Source organism: Bacillus sp. PK6-026, assembly GCF_054161455.1.
In genome coordinates this window covers 3,389,006-3,404,410 of sequence record NZ_CP096418.1, presented here as the reverse complement: position 1 = coordinate 3,404,410, position 15,405 = coordinate 3,389,006, and the positions used below count along the sequence as shown (strand labels likewise).

Genomic DNA, 15,405 nt, shown 5'->3' with positions numbered 1-15,405 from the left:
ATATAAAGGAGGGGTTTACATGAGAAACGTAACATTAGTGGATGTATTCACCCATCCAATCGCACAAAAATATTTAACACGCTCCGGTGTAGCTCATGCCGTAGCCTGCGCTTACCACGCATACCGCCTGGCGGTGCGAGCGGGAGTAGACCCTGATATCGCGACAAAAGCGGCTTTGCTGCACGATATCGGTCATTATGAATGGTATACCGACGGGGAATGGGATTATGAAAAATACAAGCAAAACGACATTCACGCGATAAAGGGTGCCGAGCGCGCTCACAAGCTGCTGATCCGCCTCGGCGAAGATCGGAAAGCGGCAAAAGAGATTGCTTTGGCGATTTTGCTTCATACGGATTCCTATTTGCCAGAAGGGGACCTCGATAAAAACAAGCTGCAGGAAATCGTCAAAAAAGCGGATGAGCTGGATGAAGAGCCGGGCGGAAACCACCATTACCGCAAAATCGATCATAAGCTGGCGCTTGAAAAGATCAGAAAACTTGACCGCATGGTCGATGAATCTTTATCTCCCATGAAAAGAACGGTTTAATCGGACAAAGGGCTGTTTTCAAACTTCTCCCCTTTGTCATTTACATAAATAGAGCGGATGATCGTCCTGTTAAACGGCGAGTTGTCTGCCGTTTTTCCTGAAAGGTCGATCGTCACCGAATACAAGCCCGCTTTTTTGAATGACAGGCTGTTTTGCAGCGCATTGATGGAAGCTGGTTTCAGCGACTTTTTCTCGGCCTGTTTTCCGTTTTCATAGCGGATAGAACGAACGGACGCCTTAACATTCGCAAGATTTGCCGATTCTCTGGTGACTGCGTTTTTAATTTGCTGGTTCAGAGGAGAATCGAACGTCACAATGAACAAAAACGCCTCTTTTTGTTTGACAGATGATGCGATCTTCCATGTACCTGCTGCCGGATTTTTAATGGCAGCGGAATGGACGAATCCCCCTTCAAAAACATCCGCCGTCTTTGCTTTTGAAAAATCTTTGAGCGGTTTGCCGTGCGGATCTGTCAATTTGATATTTCCCGAGGAATGATTGCTCAGCCAGTGAACGGTTATTTCCTTGACGCCTTTTTCAACGGCGAATTCCTCTTCTCTCAATCCATGATTTTCCCCTCCTCTGATGAAAGGGTACGATAGGTTTTCCTTGATGGCCGCTGTTTCATTTGCATATGCCTGAACCGTCAATAAAGGCATAAATACAGGAAATGTGAGGTTTCCTTTAATAATCGAGAAGTGATCCCACTTCCCTGTATTCAGGTTTGTGGCGTAAGGGAGTCTCGCATTTTTTTCGGTGACGGCACCGTCATTTTCGCCAAACATGTTTAAATAGACGCCTCCAAAAAATAAAACGCTGCCGAACCCGCCGATTTTATTGCCTGCCAAGGTGAAATATTTGGTTTTCGATCGATTGGGATGATTGTCGGTCTGATCGCGGAACGATTTCATAAACCCTGTTTGGAGAGAGTAAACGGCGGCATTTTTCTGGCCTAAAATATCGGCGAGCCATCCTGCCCAGCTGCTGTAGGCAAGGTCTGCCAGCTGCGAACCGTGATGGGGGGTTCCGAGCGTAATCAAGCGCTCGACATAATGGTATGCGTTGTGATGAATCAGCGCCGACTGACTGTCAATTCCGCCTTTGCTGTAGGAAACGAGAATGACCTTGCGGCCGAAATGCTGGTAGATTTCGCGCAGTTTCGCGGCCAGCATCGCTCCGTTATCCTGCATGTCTTTATCGGGGTGAAGATCGATAAAAGCCGCATCATATCCGTTTTTCCACGCCTGCTCCGCCATGTCATTTTCGTCAAACCAAGCGCTTGAAGAGCCGTTTAATCCATGGACAAATACAATCGGCGGTTTTGCGGGATCAGGATGTTCAACAGGGTCTCCCGCGAACCAGTGACCCGGATCGCCTCCTCCTCCTTTAAATCCTCCCGCTTTCGATACATGCGGATACACGACCAGCAAAACAAGCATGAGCAGTACCAGTTTTTTCATCGTTGTTCACCTCATGGTTTTGTTGTAAGCGTTTTCATCTTATTTTCTGAAGGTGAACTTTATACCGATATACTGAAAAAAATTTAGAAAATATTCATAAAAGATAGGAATATACACTGAAAGGCCGGATATCCGGCCTTCAATGTTCATGCTTTTCCAGGCTTTAAATGTTTGCGGAAGAACGATTTGACGATGTCAAGGGTATGAGCCTGGGTAAAACCGTTATGTCCGGCCCCGTTTATTTTATACATAAGGGCATCATGGCCCTCTTTTATTAAGGCTTCAAACAATTGGACGCTTTGTTCATAAGGGACGACATCGTCCTGATCCCCGTGCATGATCAGAATGGGGGGCGCGTCCCTGTGAACATAGCTTATCGGACTCGCTTGTTTCGCCTGTTCTCTGTTTTCTTGAACAGGTCCGCCGATCAGCTTGGATTCCGGTGAATTGGGTGAATCATGGTCGAAGATGGACGGATACTTGCTCATGGACAGAAGATCAACCGGGCCGAACCAGTCCGCAACCGCATCGACTTTGCTCGATACATGACGGTATTCGTCCTGGCCTTCAAATTCTTCAATTCCTTCGGTCAATCCAAGCAAAAGAGCCAAATGGCCGCCTGAAGAATCCCCCCAGACTCCCACTCTATCAGGATCGATGTTATAGCGGTCGGCATTTGCTTTTAAAAAGCGGACAGCTGTTTTCACATCATGAAGCTGAGCCGGAAACAGCGCCTCTCCGCTGCCTCTGTATTGAACGCTTGCCACGACATAGCCTTGCTCGACAAATGGAACCAGCTGGGGGATAAAGGCGGATGTATCCTGTTTTGTCCAACCCCATCCGCACCCTTGCAGATAAATAATCAGCGGGTATGTTTCTTGATTGCCTTCCCGGTTAAATAACGCATCCATTGGATTGCGGCGCACCAGCAAATGTAATGTCAAAGAAGTGTCTTTCACTTTTGTGTACTCAATATTCGGTATGAGCTGAATGTAAGAGTTGGTGTTTTGCTCCCAGTTGATTTCTTTTATATGATTCGTCATGTTAAGTCCTCCCTTAATGTGTTGGAAATCCGAATTCGCCTGTGTTGATCACATGGTACCCACCTCCTTTTATTCCGTTGTAATGAACAATATTACAACGAGGTGAAAAAAATTAATGCCAGACGCTCGTTGTAAGTGTGGTTATTACAACGAGTCGAAAAAAATATGCCTCATTGAGAAGCATTCTTTTTTTGGATAATCAGATCAGTCAATTCTTTTATAGAAATTTCTTTGAGTATAGTCTCCATGGCTGTTTGTGCTTTTAATAAAATAAGCTCAAGAACCTGGTGGATATTCGCGCCAACCCAGCAATCAGGATTGGGATTTTCGTGAGTGTGAAACAGTTCGCCTTCACCGACAACTTCGACGGCTTTATAGACATCATACAAAGAAATGGCGCCGGCATCCCGTAATAAGTGCGCGCCGCCTGTGCCGCGCTTTACTTCAATCAAGCCCGCTTTTTTCAGCAATCTGCTGATTTGGCGGATGATGACTGGATTGGTATTGACGCTGTCTGCGATTTGTTCTGATGTCAAATGGTCGCTTCGGACTTGCATCAAGGATAACATATGTACGGCTATCGTAAATCTGCTGCTGATCTTCATCAAATCACCCTTCCGTTGTAATTATTGTATTTACAACGGATGAAGCTGTCAATCTTTTTTGCTCAAAAAGGTGTTGAAATGAAACCCTGTCAAAGCTTTTTCGTATGAATGGAAGGAAAACAGTTGACAGACGTTAGTGTGAATAGTAGTTTTTAGATTAATGAAAAAAGCCGGGAGGAAACAAAGCTTGTTTAAATCAAAAACCCATTTTTGGACGCTGCAAATTTTATTGGTTCTTCTTATTATTTATGTGTCGACAAAAGTGTCTTTTCTTTTCGAACCGATCATTGTATTTGCATCGACTTTATTTACTCCGATTTTAATTGCGGGAATCTTGTATTTTATATTCAATCCGATCGTGCGGTTTCTTGAGAAAAAGCTGCCGAGAACGCTGTCCATTCTGCTGATCTATTTGGCGTTTGTGGCATTGATCGTGTTTGTGTTGTCATCTGTCGGTCCTGTGTTTACAAAGCAGGTGACCGATTTGTTTAACAGCATTCCGTCCTATGTGAAACAGATCCAGATTTTCATTAAGCAAATGTCGAATTCGCAGTGGTTCACTTGGATGATGAATCAGGACTTCGTATCGGTTGCCAAAATCGAAAGCTCAATCGGCGAATATCTGACGAGCCTGCCTGAGAATATTACAGGGAGCCTGTCTTCTGTATTCGGTGTTGTGACCAACATTGCGATCACGTCTGTTACCGTGCCGTTCATCCTGTTTTATATGCTGAAGGACGGCAACCGTTTCCCGAATTTGGCTGTCAAGATTCTGCCTGACAAGTACAAAAATGAAGGACTGAAAATTTTTAAGGATTTGTATGAGACGCTGGCGGCTTACATTCAAGGACAGTTGATCGTTTGTATGTTTGTCGGAACGGCTTGCTTCATCGGTTTTTGGATCGCCGGTGTGAAATACGCGCTGATTCTCGGCGTAATTATTGCCGTGACGAATATTATTCCATATGTCGGACCGTTTCTTGGAGCGACACCGGCTGTCATTATCGCTTTTCTCGACTCGCCGACGAAAGCACTCATCGCGCTGATCATCGTCGTTGCCGTTCAGCAGACTGACGGAAATCTGCTGTCGCCGCTGATTATCGGCCGCCGCCTGAATACGCATCCGCTGACGATCATCCTTTTATTAATCGGCGCCGGAAGCTTCGGAGGCATTCTCGGCATGATCCTGGCCGTTCCGGCTTATGCCCTGCTCAAGGCTTTTACATTGAATATCGTCCGCCTTGTCCGTTTAAGGCAGAGGTATAAAAAAGAAACGGCGGAAAATGCTGAAGTCTGAACGTTTTGCCCATTTTCACATATGATGCTAATAAATTGAATGGCGGAGGTGTGAAGATGCCGGCGATCGTCGGACCGATTTTTATCAGGCAAGTCGTTGATGACAGCGCAGCCTTCTTTGGAGATGTGTTTGCCATTTCCCCGAAGTGCACGGATGTTTCCGGAGGAGGAGCGGGTACATTTTTAACAGGGGACTACGGTTTGATTCAAAACAATAGCAATAAAACATCCTTCACAGATGCGGATGTGATCGACGGTTTCAAGTCATTGAACCTGTGACAGCCTCTTTTAAAGAGGCTGTTTCTTTTTTATAGTATAATGGGAAAAAAGATAGATAAGGCAGGTGACAAAGATGAAAATAAGGAAGGCAAACATCTTGAACAAAGATCAGATGATCACAGACGTTTACCTCCATGAAAATAAAAAGGAATTTCATACGCTTGTGGCTGTGCCGCAACTGGAGTGGAGTAAGCTGATTTCTTATGAGGAAGAAAAAGCAGAGCTCGCCGAAAAGCTTGACCGGTCATTGTCAAAAGTGGCTGAAGCGGATGCGGCCGAGGAGCTGTCCAAAAAGATTGTACAATGGGTGACCGAAATGTAGCCCGGGCTCATGCCCGCTGTTTTCATGGGCATACTGATAAAAAAACGCAGCTTAAAACAAGCTGCCAGCAAGATAAACTGGAGGGTCTAAGACGTGAGCGACCAATCAATGGATCAATATTTACAGCAGGGAATGTATGGACCACGCGAAACGAAGCCGGATGAACGCAGACTGTTTTTAGGCTCGCTGAGGGAACGGGTTATCATCGCATTGACGAAAGGACAAGTGCTGCGTCCGCAGGCATACCGCGAAGTCATTGATGCGCTTGGCTCAAAAGCGGATGCGACATTATTGCTGAACGGTGAAATCGACTACTCTCATTTATCTCCTTACATCAAGGAGTCCAATAAACAAGGTGTTTCTTTTTCCATCGTGTCCGACCAGCAATCGGATACTCCCCTTGGACTTGTCCTCGCAGCGCGTGAGGCTGTAGAGAAAGAATCGATTTATGTTCAGGACGACATCTTTGAGCAGTCGGTTTTAAACAAGAGATGAGGCACGGGTTTTCCACAGGGCGTGCGAAAACCCGCGGTTTTTGTTTTTTTCTGAAAAAGAAAAAAACCGCTGCTGGCGCGGCTTTGCAGCCATATCCGCTTGATTCGCCATTCACTTGTCCGTTTAGATAAGTTATAATGTTACCTATCATACAAAAGGCGGGGAGGGCGGCAATGAAAAAAGCTCTTATATGTATAGATTATACAAATGACTTTGTCGCAGCTGACGGAAAGCTGACGTGCGGAGAACCAGGCCGGGAAATCGAAGACGCCGTGACGCGTCTCGCGGAAACGTTTATTCAAAACGGCGATTACGTCGTATTTGCAGTCGATTCACACGAGGCCGGCGATTCGCATCATCCGGAAACCCGTTTGTTTCCTCCACATAATATAAAAGGTACATCAGGACAGGATTTATACGGAAGGCTTGAAGCGCTTTATCGAAAACACGAACATGATCAGAATGTCTATTACATGGAAAAAACAAGGTACTCTGCTTTTGCCGGGACAAACCTCGAGCTGAAGCTTCGTGAAAGGGATATTAAAGAACTGCACCTCGTTGGCGTATGCACAGATATATGCGTGCTCCATACCGCAGTAGACGCTTATAATAAAGGGTTTAATCTTGTCATTCATCAAAACGCAGTGGCTAGCTTTAACCCGGACGGGCACGACTGGGCTCTTTCTCATTTTGCAAACACCCTGGGAGCCTCAGTGTCAGATTGAGGAAGGAGAAATGAAGGTTGGAACACCGTTTTACAGACGACAGTCTAGCACTACACACAGACCTATATCAAATTAATATGGCGGAAACGTATTGGCGCGACGGCATTGATCAAAAGAAAGCCGTTTTTGAACTGTTTTTCAGAAAGCTCCCTTTTGACAGCGGTTTTGCCGTTTTTGCCGGTCTTGAAAAAGCGATTGAGTTTTTGCGGGATTTCAGATTTACTGAAAGCGATTTAGTTTATTTAAAAGAAGAGCTGGGCTTCAAAGATGACTTTCTCAGCTTTTTAAAAGATATGAGATTCACCGGTTCGCTTTATTCCATGCAGGAAGGCGAAATCGTGTTTGGAAACGAACCGATCATGAGGATCGAAGCGCCTTTGGCCGAAGCGCAGCTGATTGAAACGGCTCTGCTCAACATTGTGAATTACCAAACATTGATCGCGACAAAAGCCGCGAGAATCAAAAGTGTGATCGGAGATGAGACGGCGCTCGAATTTGGAACAAGGCGCGCGCATGAAATGGACGCGGCGATGTGGGGAGCAAGGGCCGCGATTATCGGCGGGTTCGATGCGACAAGCAATGTCCGCGCCGGCAAGCGTTTTGACATTCCGGTATCGGGCACGCACGCCCATGCGCTTGTTCAAGCCTACCGCGACGAATACACGGCATTTAAAAAATATGCGGAAACCCATAAAAAATGTGTCTTTTTGGTCGATACATATGATACGGTGCGTTCCGGCATTCCAAATGCAATCAAAGTGGCGAAGGAATTCGGTGATCAAATTGAATTTTCGGGAATCCGCCTGGACAGCGGAGACCTCGCCTATTTGTCCAAGAAAGCGAGAGCCATGCTGGATGAAGCCGGTTTTACAGATACAAAAGTCGTCGCCTCAAGCGATCTTGATGAGTATACGATTATGAACCTGAAAGCCCAGGGCGCAAAAATCGACGTCTGGGGCGTCGGCACAAAGCTGATTACCGCTTATGATCAGCCGGCTCTCGGCGCGGTTTACAAACTCGTTTCCATCGAAGAAGACGGAAAAATGGCAGACACGATTAAAATTTCTTCGAATCCGGAAAAAGTGACGACTCCAGGCTTGAAAAAGGTGTACAGAATCATCAATCAGCTGAACCATCATTCAGAAGGCGATTATATCGCTTTGGACTATGAAAAGGTCAATGAACAGGAGCGGCTGAAGATGTTTCACCCCGTTCATACGTTTATCAGCAAGTTTGTGACGAATTTTGATGCGAAAGACCTTCACCAGCCGATCTTTGAAAAAGGCGAGCTTGTTTATGAGAATCCGAGCATTCAGGATATTAAGCGGTATGTTCAAGAAAATCTCAGTTTGCTTTGGGAAGAGTATAAGCGGATCAGCAAGCCCGAAGAATATCCTGTCGATTTAAGCGAAGCTTGCTGGAACAACAAGATGCAGCAAATTCACGAAGCAAAAATCAAGGCGAAAAAAGGTCTGGATCAAGGTTGACTCTGTAAACGATAGTTTTTAATATAACTGGGGATTGAAACAGATAATTTCTTCGGGGATTATCTGTTTTTCAATATTAAGTTCAATATTTGGGCGGATTTTTTAAGCGGACGGGATTTGCTCATTTAATTGATATACTTAAAAGCGAAGGCACCTCAGTCGCTAGGGGGAAAAAGAATGAGGGTATTCGTTGCCAGACAGCCAATATTCAACAGAAAAGAACAAGTTGTCGCATACGAGCTTTTATACAGAGAGAGCGAGAAAAACTTTTTTTCCGGTATTGACGGTGATCAAGCGACAACAGAATTGATGATTAACAGCTTTTTAAACATTGGAATCGATAAATTGACAGAAGGCAAAAGGTATTACGTGAATTTTACCGAAGGTCTTTTGGCATCAGGGCTGCCGACTTATTTTGATCCGGACCAGCTCGTTGTAGAAATCCTTGAAGATGTGCCGATCACCCCTGAGCTTATCGAAAGGTGCAGGCATTTGAAAAGCCTCGGCTACACGATTGCCCTTGATGATTTTTGTTTAAAGCATCGCGTGGAGAGGGACTTGCTCCATCAGCTTTTGGCATCCATTGATATTTTGAAGATCGATTTTTTCAAAACGACGCGGCAGGAAAGACAGAGCATCCTTCGATCATGCCGGAACCACCGTCTGACGTTCCTCGCTGAAAAAGTGGAGACGCGAAAGGATTATGAGCAGGCTGTAAAAGACGGATTTCAACTGTTTCAAGGCTATTTCTTCAGCGAGCCCGCTGTGATTGACGGTCAGGACATTACATATCATTTCCATGCTTACTATGAGCTGCTGCATGAATTAAGCGAAGATCAGCCTGATATTGAAAACGTCACAAATATTATAGAACGCGATTTGTCGCTTTCCTACCAGCTGCTGAAGCTGTTGAACTCTCCGGCCAACCGGCCGATTCAAAAGATTAAAAGCATCCGCCAGGCTATCGTGCTTCTCGGATTTAAAGAAATCAAAAGGTGGATCTTCATCCTCTCATTTAAGGATTTAACGAAAAAACAAAACTCCAGCAAGAACGAAGTCGTCAAGATTTCGCTGATCCGCGCGAAGCTTTGCGAATTGCTGGCGAAAAAAACGAATCGCCCTCAGCCGGCTTCTTATATGCTGACAGGCATGTTTTCATTTATCGATACACTGCTTCACAAAGAACTGGCGGAAGTCATCAGCGAACTGCCGCTGACGGACGAAGTAGGACAAGCACTGCTCGGCAAAGAAAACGATTATCGAAAAATCTTACGGCTTGCAAAATCGATCGAGCGAAACGAATGGGAAGACAGCACGCCAGAAACAGAAGGCTTAACAAAAGATGAAGCGTATCAATGCTATCTTGAAGCCGTTGATTGGTGTCAAAAACTTTTATAAAAAAATTCCGGCTCCTTTTTAGGGACCGGAATTTTTTTTGCGCTAAGACCAACGCAGGAGGAGGAATATTCTGCTGCGGGGGCTGATAAGCATGATGCGGATGCCGTCGGGATCGAAAGAGGCATCAAGCTGGCTGCGGACGCCAGTTTGTCTGAGCAGGGCAAGGACGGTATTTTTTTGGTTGCTTTGGGCAGCCGTCATGATTTGGTGAGCCAAAGCACGCGATGCTGAAAGCCTGCTTAAAATTCTTTGTCCGTCAGCCATCAAGCCCTCCGCTTCTTTTGCCGAACGCGAAAAGGCGCTGGCTTCAACTTCCGGATAGACCTGCCGGCAGCGGATATGTTGGTATGGATGCATCCAAAAGCAATGAGAAGGAAGCAATATGAACACCTCGTTTCAATTTTTACGGGTCAAATTGCGGTTTTTGCGGTGTAAGGCGAAGGGTCGGTTTTTTTTAAGGGCCGAAATGCGTGTCGGTCTATTGCGTGTTTTTCGGTGGTGCATACCCGATCTGCGTTCCTTGAACAATCAAGTTTTTCTATTCCCCGCTAGTTATTACTTTAGACTCAATGTCGCAAAACGAACAAAAAATAACTGAACTTGCGGTGCTAAAGGGGTTTATTAGTGATCTTTATTTGATCCCTTTAAAAACAAACTAAAATTTTATGTTTCATTAGGAATTGAGAACTAATCGCAAGTCGTGTAGAATGGGTGTTATGGTCTATTTAAAGTTTGCGGTGTAACGCATGAATTTATATGCAACTTTTCGGTGAAAAAGAGACCAATTCCCTTTAAACTTGTATTAACAGATCAAATACCTATGACTCGTTCACTATACACAAATTGATTGATCTTCCAAAAGGAGTGTGGAATCGGTGGAAAAGCAACAAATTGAAGAATTAAAACAACTGCTTTGGCGGCTAGAGAATGAAATCAGAGAAACAAAGGACTCCTTGCGCAAGATTAACAAAAGCATTGATCAATACGATAAGTACACATATCTAAAAACCTCGTAAAAAGACTTGTTTCAGACAAGTCTTTTTTTTTTGCAAACAAATCCAAAAAAAGGATATATTATTATATAATTGTTAAATAAAAAAATTGCTCTGTCAATCGGGAATTTGATTTAGTAAAATATTAAGAAAGGAGGGAGCACCATCTCTAAGCTTTTTTGTCTAGATCACAGTAAAATCAAGCAAAGAATGAATCATTTTATAGACGTTGAGATTCCCAACGCGGACTTAAATCGGACGCTGCACGCTTTTCTAGATGCAAAGGACCAGTTGCATTTCAGCGAGCTTGCTTTTTATCATTACCAAAGTTTCGGCGGCACGGACACTGATGCGGCGGAAACGCTTGGAGCGGGCATAGAACTTTTGATTCTTGCGTTTGATATATTCGATGATTTAGAGGATGAAGACAGCCCCGATGAACCTTGGATGAAAATAAACCGTTCAGTCGCAATGAATGCGGCGACTGCGCTTTATACATTAGGTATTAAAGTGGTTAGCTCCGTTTCGAATGATCCTGCATTCTTACATAAACTGATTGACTATATATTGCAATCATCCCAGGGACAGCATGAGGATCTAAGAGGCAAACCCGTCACTGAAGAAGAGTGTCTCGATATGATCAAGCGTAAATCAGGTTCACTGGTGGCTCTTTCATGTGTTTTGGGAACCATGCTTGCAACCGGGAAATTTAATAAAGCAGTCGAAACATACGCTTACCAGCTAGGTATTGCTTCACAAATCGAAAATGATTATAAAGCACTTTTTTATGATTCAAAGAGCGATATCGCCAAGAAAAAGCGAACGCTTGCGTACTTATATTTGTCAAGAAAATTTAACCAGTCGTCGATTGATTTGTTAAAAACATTTGAAACTAAGGATAAAATTGCCGATAAAGAAATAAAATGCTATAAAGGAGAACTGAAGGCAGCAGGCGTCACTCAGTATATGTATGTAATGAATCAGCTCGCTATTCAACAATTCAAAAAAGAAATTGAGGAGCTGGAATTAGAAGAGAAGGCGAAAGAGGATTTAACTTTGCTGCTTTTACAGATGTTTGGTGGGGAGGAATAAGTTTTGCAGGAGATTGTAAGTTATTTAGTACAACATCCAGAGGTGCTGAAGCAGGTTATCCATGGAAATGCAAGCCTCTTAGGTGTAGATCATGATCAGTTATTGACTATCATAAAGGCATTTGAAGGAATCGAAATACAAGGTAAGGTAACATTGTGGAATTTAAACAAAGGATAGGGAGCTTGAAATTGAAATCTTCATTAAAGTTTATTTCAATTTTGCTGGTTCTTTTAAGTTTTGTTTATAGTATTTATATTTGTTATCTCTGTTTTAATAATGCATTTGAAGGTGCTAAATTAAAGTATAATTCGCATAATCAATTAGTCGTTATAGAAGTAGAAGAGCACTCTCTTGCGGAATATGCCGGGCTTAAAAAAGGTGATATTCTTCTCGAGATTGATGGTAAATCTATAACCAAAAAGAGAGAGCCAGCAGAAGACATTCTTTCGTGGGCTTACTCAGTCACGGTAAAACGGGATGCCGAAGTGGTGGATATCAATACCAAAGAGACATTTCTTGGATATGATATATTTTTTGTGTTTTTGATCCCTGTAACTTTTTATTTATTATGCCTATTTTGTATTTTTTTCATTTTAAATTCAAGTAAATCAAAGAAACTGTTTTCTTCAACTTTTTTATTGATTGCTTTTTTATTAAACGTTTCTATCGCATATTTAAGTGCAGGTGGCGTATCTAGGGGTGATGTGTTTAGTAGATACGTAAATTTGCTGACATTTTTATCAGTGCCCGTAAGTTACTTGCATTTTGTTTATCAGTATTTTAAAGAAAAAGGGAAACAATTTTTCAATAATAAAGTGTTTTTACTATATCTCTTGCCGGTAATTAATATTATTATTGAATATTTTTTAGGTGAGGATAAACTATCAATTGAAGTTCTAAGCACCATAAATTTGTCTTCTTTTTTTATTGGTGTAACCATGGTTTTCATCGTTATTTTATATGGATTAAATAAATATAAGTTTTCCGAACAGGCTTATTTTTTAAAGATATTGATGTTGACCAATTTTATAGCAATAATACCTTTTGTGGGCTTTTATGTTTTGCCAACTTTAGTTTTAGGAGATTACATATTTCCATCTGTTTTTGTTGCACCATTTCTTTTATTAATTCCATTTTCTCTAGTCTATCAATTTATGGCAAATAAAATATACAATATTGAGTTTATTCTAGGCAGACTAAGATATTATGGATTATTGGCGATTATACCAACAGTAATCGTTGTATGTATAGTAACGTTTACACAATATCAAACAGGTGGCTACAATACAGTTAGACTCGCAATTTATATTTATCTTGTCATGCTTGGTGTATTTTATTTAAAAGAAATGCTAGACTTCCGTTTTCGCCTAAAGCGTTTTTCAGAGAAGTTTAACTATCAAGACAGTATTTTTAAGTTTACTCAAACGATCCGGACATTTACCTCTTTGAACCAAGTACTGTTAGAATTGAAGCAAACGATTCTGGATGTTCTAACCGTGAGTCAAGCGCATGTTTTAGGAGTTAAAAGCGACGGGACAATATCTTTGCTCGAGGGAGATACCGAAGAATATCCGTGGATCCCGTACGAACAAGAAGTAACCAAGGTCATCACCGACATCGGCAAAATCGTCGAAGTCGACCGCGGATTTTTGATTAAGATCGGTGAACGGGGCGGGACTTCTTATGTCATGCTGTGTTTGTCGGTTTTAAATACGCCTAGGCTGACGCGCGATGAGATTTCGTGGCTTGAGACGCTGGCGTTTTATACGAGTGTTTCCCTGGAAAACGTCTTGAAAATCGGCGAGCTGATGGAGCATCTGGAACATGTGAAAAAAGAAGGGCCGAATCCGGCGTGGCTGAATAAATTGATGTTTGCGATTGAAGAGAAGCAGAGATCTGATTTGGCCCGTGATCTTCATGATTCTGTGCTGCAGGACATGATTTCCTTGAAGCATCAAAGCGAGATGTTTCTGGCTGATTTTGAAAAAGATAAAGTCTGTACGAATCAAATCAGGCAAAGGCTCATCAATATGAATGAGCAAATGTCCACCGTCATCCAGACGACAAGGGAAACGTGTCAGGAGCTGAGGCCGCAGCTGTTGTACGATCTCGGACTGGTCAAAGCCCTTTCGAAACTGGCGGCACAGCATCAGGAGTCCTCATCGATCGATAAGATCCGCCTCAATACGGAAAGGTTCTCAAAGGTGCTCGACCTGGACACGCAGCTGAATTTGTACAGAATTGTGCAGGAGCTTTTAAGCAATGCGGTTAAACACTCGAAAGCTAATGAGGTTTTGATTATGCTTGTCTGCATAAAAGAAAAAGTTGTTCTTCATTATGAAGATGACGGCATCGGTTTTGATCCGGACAAGCTTTATCAAAACAGCGCAAGCATGGGGCTGTCGGGTATTCGCGAGCGAGTCCGCGCGCTGAACGGCAGTCTGGATATACAGACAGCAGAAGGGAAAGGCTTCAGGGTCGCCATTGAAATGGAATTGTAATGTTTAGTTAACATTTTTGCTTGGCATCCGCCAAGTTTTTTCTATAAAATGGTGATAGGGCAAGGTTACGCAAAAGGGAGGAAATTATGAGAAGATTACTTGTGATCGATGATCATCCGGCTGTCATGGAGGGGACGAAGGCAATTCTTGAAACGAACCAGGACTTTGTTGTCGATTGCCTCAGCCCTGAAGCCAGCGAACAATTTCTCAAGAAGCATGATTTTTCTGCGTATGACCTGATCTTAATGGATTTAAATTTGGGTGAAATCAACGGCATGGACCTATCTAAGAAAATCCTTGAGACGTGTTCATCATGCAAAATTATCGTTTACACAGGCTATGAAGTCGAAGATTATTTTGAAGAGGCGATTCGTTCCGGCATGCACGGCGCCATCAGCAAAACGGAATCGAAGGAAAAGATTATAGAGTACATATATCAGGTACTGGATAATAAAATTGTCGTCGATTATGATTATTTCAAGCAGCTGATTACACAGCAAAAATCGAAGTCAAACAGCCAGCAGACTCAGCACGATCTTTTGACTGAAAGGGAATGCCTGATCTTAAAAGAAGTCGAAAAAGGCTATACAAATCAGGAAATCGCTGATGCGCTTCATTTAAGCAAGCGGTCGATCGAATACAGTCTGACTTCCGTATTCAGCAAACTGAATGTAGGATCACGGACAGAGGCTGTTTTAATCGCGAAATCTGAAGGCGTACTTTGATGAAGGGACGATTGTGATGGAAACGAAACATACACTTCTTGAAGCGTTGGGAATCGAGTTGAAGGAATGCAGCAAAGAGCGGTGTGTTGCGGTCATGCCTGTCGACGAAAGAACGCGTCAGCCATTCGGTTATCTGCATGGAGGTGCGTCCGTTGCGCTTGCTGAAACGGTGGCAAGCATCGGGGCATATCAGCATATCGATCCAAAAGAGCAGGCATGCTTCGGGCTTGAGATCAACGCCAACCATATTAAATCGGTGAAAGACGGAACGGTTAAAGCGGTCGCAACGCCTCTGCATGTAGGCAAATCAACAATGGTGTTTCAAATTGAAATACGCGATGAGCAAGACAGCCTGATTTGCACGTCCAGGTGCACGATGGCGGTCATCAGCCGCCCTTCATCGTAAACCAAAAAAACTCGCCTTTTAGGGCGAGT

Annotated in this window: 18 protein-coding genes; 14 read left to right on the top strand and 4 right to left on the bottom strand. The window is 43.3% G+C overall.

All coding sequences use genetic code 11. The annotated features are described in order from the left end of the window. Positions 1 to 19 precede the first annotated feature (19 nt). Positions 20 to 550, top strand: coding sequence for an HD domain-containing protein (locus M1D59_RS17400; protein WP_020452803.1), 531 nt, complete (start codon positions 20 to 22; stop codon positions 548 to 550). Here M1D59_RS17400 and M1D59_RS17395 read toward each other — a convergent pair. The 3 genes from M1D59_RS17395 to M1D59_RS17385 form a co-directional block, all read right to left on the bottom strand. Beyond that, positions 547 to 2,010 carry an esterase/lipase family protein gene (locus tag M1D59_RS17395; protein ID WP_145654515.1) on the bottom strand — a complete coding sequence of 488 codons (1,464 nt, stop codon included), beginning with the start codon at positions 2,008 to 2,010 and terminating at the stop codon, positions 547 to 549. The two genes, M1D59_RS17400 and M1D59_RS17395, sit on opposite strands and share 4 nt — an antisense overlap. Positions 2,011 to 2,156: 146 nt before the next feature. Further along, positions 2,157 to 3,053: an alpha/beta hydrolase gene (locus M1D59_RS17390; protein ID WP_035337600.1), complete on the bottom strand. Its 897-nt coding sequence runs from the start codon at positions 3,051 to 3,053 to the stop codon at positions 2,157 to 2,159. Positions 3,054 to 3,223: 170 nt separating this feature from the next. Further along, positions 3,224 to 3,658, bottom strand: a complete 435-nt coding sequence (locus M1D59_RS17385) for an Rrf2 family transcriptional regulator (RefSeq protein WP_020452800.1) — start codon at positions 3,656 to 3,658, stop codon at positions 3,224 to 3,226. 187 nt (positions 3,659 to 3,845) lie between these two features. On the opposite strand from M1D59_RS17385, the gene M1D59_RS17380 reads away from it, so the two are divergent. The 7 genes from M1D59_RS17380 to M1D59_RS17350 all read left to right on the top strand — a co-directional run bounded on the left by M1D59_RS17380 (position 3,846) and on the right by M1D59_RS17350 (position 9,660). Then, entirely contained in the window at positions 3,846 to 4,955 is a 1,110-nt protein-coding gene (locus M1D59_RS17380; RefSeq protein WP_101561517.1) for an AI-2E family transporter, read from the top strand. Positions 4,956 to 5,011: 56 nt separating this feature from the next. Further along, positions 5,012 to 5,233: a spore germination protein gene (locus M1D59_RS17375; RefSeq protein ID WP_020452798.1), complete on the top strand. Its 222-nt coding sequence runs from the start codon at positions 5,012 to 5,014 to the stop codon at positions 5,231 to 5,233. 73 nt (positions 5,234 to 5,306) lie between these two features. Then, the gene (locus M1D59_RS17370) at positions 5,307 to 5,555 is read left to right on the top strand and encodes a YueH family protein (protein WP_020452797.1); all 249 of its coding nucleotides are present in this window, start codon (positions 5,307 to 5,309) and stop codon (positions 5,553 to 5,555) included. A gap of 93 nt (positions 5,556 to 5,648) precedes the next feature. Beyond that, positions 5,649 to 6,050 carry a YueI family protein gene (locus M1D59_RS17365; RefSeq protein ID WP_026580054.1) on the top strand — a complete coding sequence of 134 codons (402 nt, stop codon included), beginning with the start codon at positions 5,649 to 5,651 and terminating at the stop codon, positions 6,048 to 6,050. A gap of 173 nt (positions 6,051 to 6,223) precedes the next feature. Beyond that, a complete protein-coding gene (locus tag M1D59_RS17360; protein WP_231005627.1) occupies positions 6,224 to 6,775 on the top strand; it encodes a cysteine hydrolase family protein in 552 nt (183 codons plus the stop codon). Positions 6,776 to 6,792: 17 nt separating this feature from the next. After that, positions 6,793 to 8,262, top strand: a complete 1,470-nt coding sequence (locus M1D59_RS17355) for a nicotinate phosphoribosyltransferase (protein ID WP_023856157.1) — start codon at positions 6,793 to 6,795, stop codon at positions 8,260 to 8,262. A 177-nt stretch (positions 8,263 to 8,439) separates the two neighbouring features. Next, positions 8,440 to 9,660 carry an EAL and HDOD domain-containing protein gene (locus tag M1D59_RS17350; protein WP_020452793.1) on the top strand — a complete coding sequence of 407 codons (1,221 nt, stop codon included), beginning with the start codon at positions 8,440 to 8,442 and terminating at the stop codon, positions 9,658 to 9,660. 42 nt (positions 9,661 to 9,702) lie between these two features. On the opposite strand, the gene M1D59_RS17345 is transcribed toward M1D59_RS17350, so the two are convergent. Continuing rightward, on the bottom strand, positions 9,703 to 10,050 hold the full coding sequence (locus tag M1D59_RS17345) for a hypothetical protein (protein WP_223254849.1): 348 nt from the start codon (positions 10,048 to 10,050) through the stop codon (positions 9,703 to 9,705). 485 nt (positions 10,051 to 10,535) lie between these two features. Here M1D59_RS17345 and degQ point away from each other — a divergent pair, with 485 nt between their 5' ends. The 6 genes from degQ (at position 10,536) to M1D59_RS17315 (ending at position 15,376) form a co-directional block, all read left to right on the top strand. Next, a complete protein-coding gene (gene degQ, locus M1D59_RS17340; protein ID WP_003184860.1) occupies positions 10,536 to 10,676 on the top strand; it encodes a degradation enzyme regulation protein DegQ in 141 nt (46 codons plus the stop codon). Between the two features lie 186 nt (positions 10,677 to 10,862). After that, the gene (locus M1D59_RS17335; RefSeq protein ID WP_128823060.1) at positions 10,863 to 11,744 is read left to right on the top strand and encodes a polyprenyl synthetase family protein; all 882 of its coding nucleotides are present in this window, start codon (positions 10,863 to 10,865) and stop codon (positions 11,742 to 11,744) included. A gap of 3 nt (positions 11,745 to 11,747) precedes the next feature. Beyond that, positions 11,748 to 11,921 carry a competence pheromone ComX gene (comX, locus tag M1D59_RS17330; protein WP_080131484.1) on the top strand — a complete coding sequence of 58 codons (174 nt, stop codon included), beginning with the start codon at positions 11,748 to 11,750 and terminating at the stop codon, positions 11,919 to 11,921. A gap of 11 nt (positions 11,922 to 11,932) precedes the next feature. Next, the gene (locus M1D59_RS17325; RefSeq protein ID WP_095323674.1) at positions 11,933 to 14,245 is read left to right on the top strand and encodes an ATP-binding protein; all 2,313 of its coding nucleotides are present in this window, start codon (positions 11,933 to 11,935) and stop codon (positions 14,243 to 14,245) included. Positions 14,246 to 14,331: 86 nt separating this feature from the next. Further along, positions 14,332 to 14,970 carry a response regulator transcription factor gene (locus M1D59_RS17320; RefSeq protein WP_003184849.1) on the top strand — a complete coding sequence of 213 codons (639 nt, stop codon included), beginning with the start codon at positions 14,332 to 14,334 and terminating at the stop codon, positions 14,968 to 14,970. A gap of 16 nt (positions 14,971 to 14,986) precedes the next feature. Next, entirely contained in the window at positions 14,987 to 15,376 is a 390-nt protein-coding gene (locus tag M1D59_RS17315; RefSeq protein WP_009329508.1) for a hotdog fold thioesterase, read from the top strand. Positions 15,377 to 15,405: the final 29 nt, after the last annotated feature.

Bases quoted from the DNA above. Each gene is read 5' to 3' on its own strand.
- M1D59_RS17400 (WP_020452803.1), top strand. From the start codon at position 20: ATGAGAAACGTAACATTAGTGGATGTATTCACCCATCCAATCGCACAA.
- M1D59_RS17395 (WP_145654515.1), bottom strand. From the start codon at position 2,010: ATGAAAAAACTGGTACTGCTCATGCTTGTTTTGCTGGTCGTGTATCCG.
- M1D59_RS17390 (WP_035337600.1), bottom strand. From the start codon at position 3,053: ATGACGAATCATATAAAAGAAATCAACTGGGAGCAAAACACCAACTCT.
- M1D59_RS17385 (WP_020452800.1), bottom strand. From the start codon at position 3,658: ATGAAGATCAGCAGCAGATTTACGATAGCCGTACATATGTTATCCTTG.
- M1D59_RS17375 (WP_020452798.1), top strand. From the start codon at position 5,012: ATGCCGGCGATCGTCGGACCGATTTTTATCAGGCAAGTCGTTGATGAC.
- M1D59_RS17370 (WP_020452797.1), top strand. From the start codon at position 5,307: ATGAAAATAAGGAAGGCAAACATCTTGAACAAAGATCAGATGATCACA.
- M1D59_RS17360 (WP_231005627.1), top strand. From the start codon at position 6,224: ATGAAAAAAGCTCTTATATGTATAGATTATACAAATGACTTTGTCGCA.
- M1D59_RS17350 (WP_020452793.1), top strand. From the start codon at position 8,440: ATGAGGGTATTCGTTGCCAGACAGCCAATATTCAACAGAAAAGAACAA.
- M1D59_RS17335 (WP_128823060.1), top strand. From the start codon at position 10,863: ATGAATCATTTTATAGACGTTGAGATTCCCAACGCGGACTTAAATCGG.
- M1D59_RS17320 (WP_003184849.1), top strand. From the start codon at position 14,332: ATGAGAAGATTACTTGTGATCGATGATCATCCGGCTGTCATGGAGGGG.
- M1D59_RS17315 (WP_009329508.1), top strand. From the start codon at position 14,987: ATGGAAACGAAACATACACTTCTTGAAGCGTTGGGAATCGAGTTGAAG.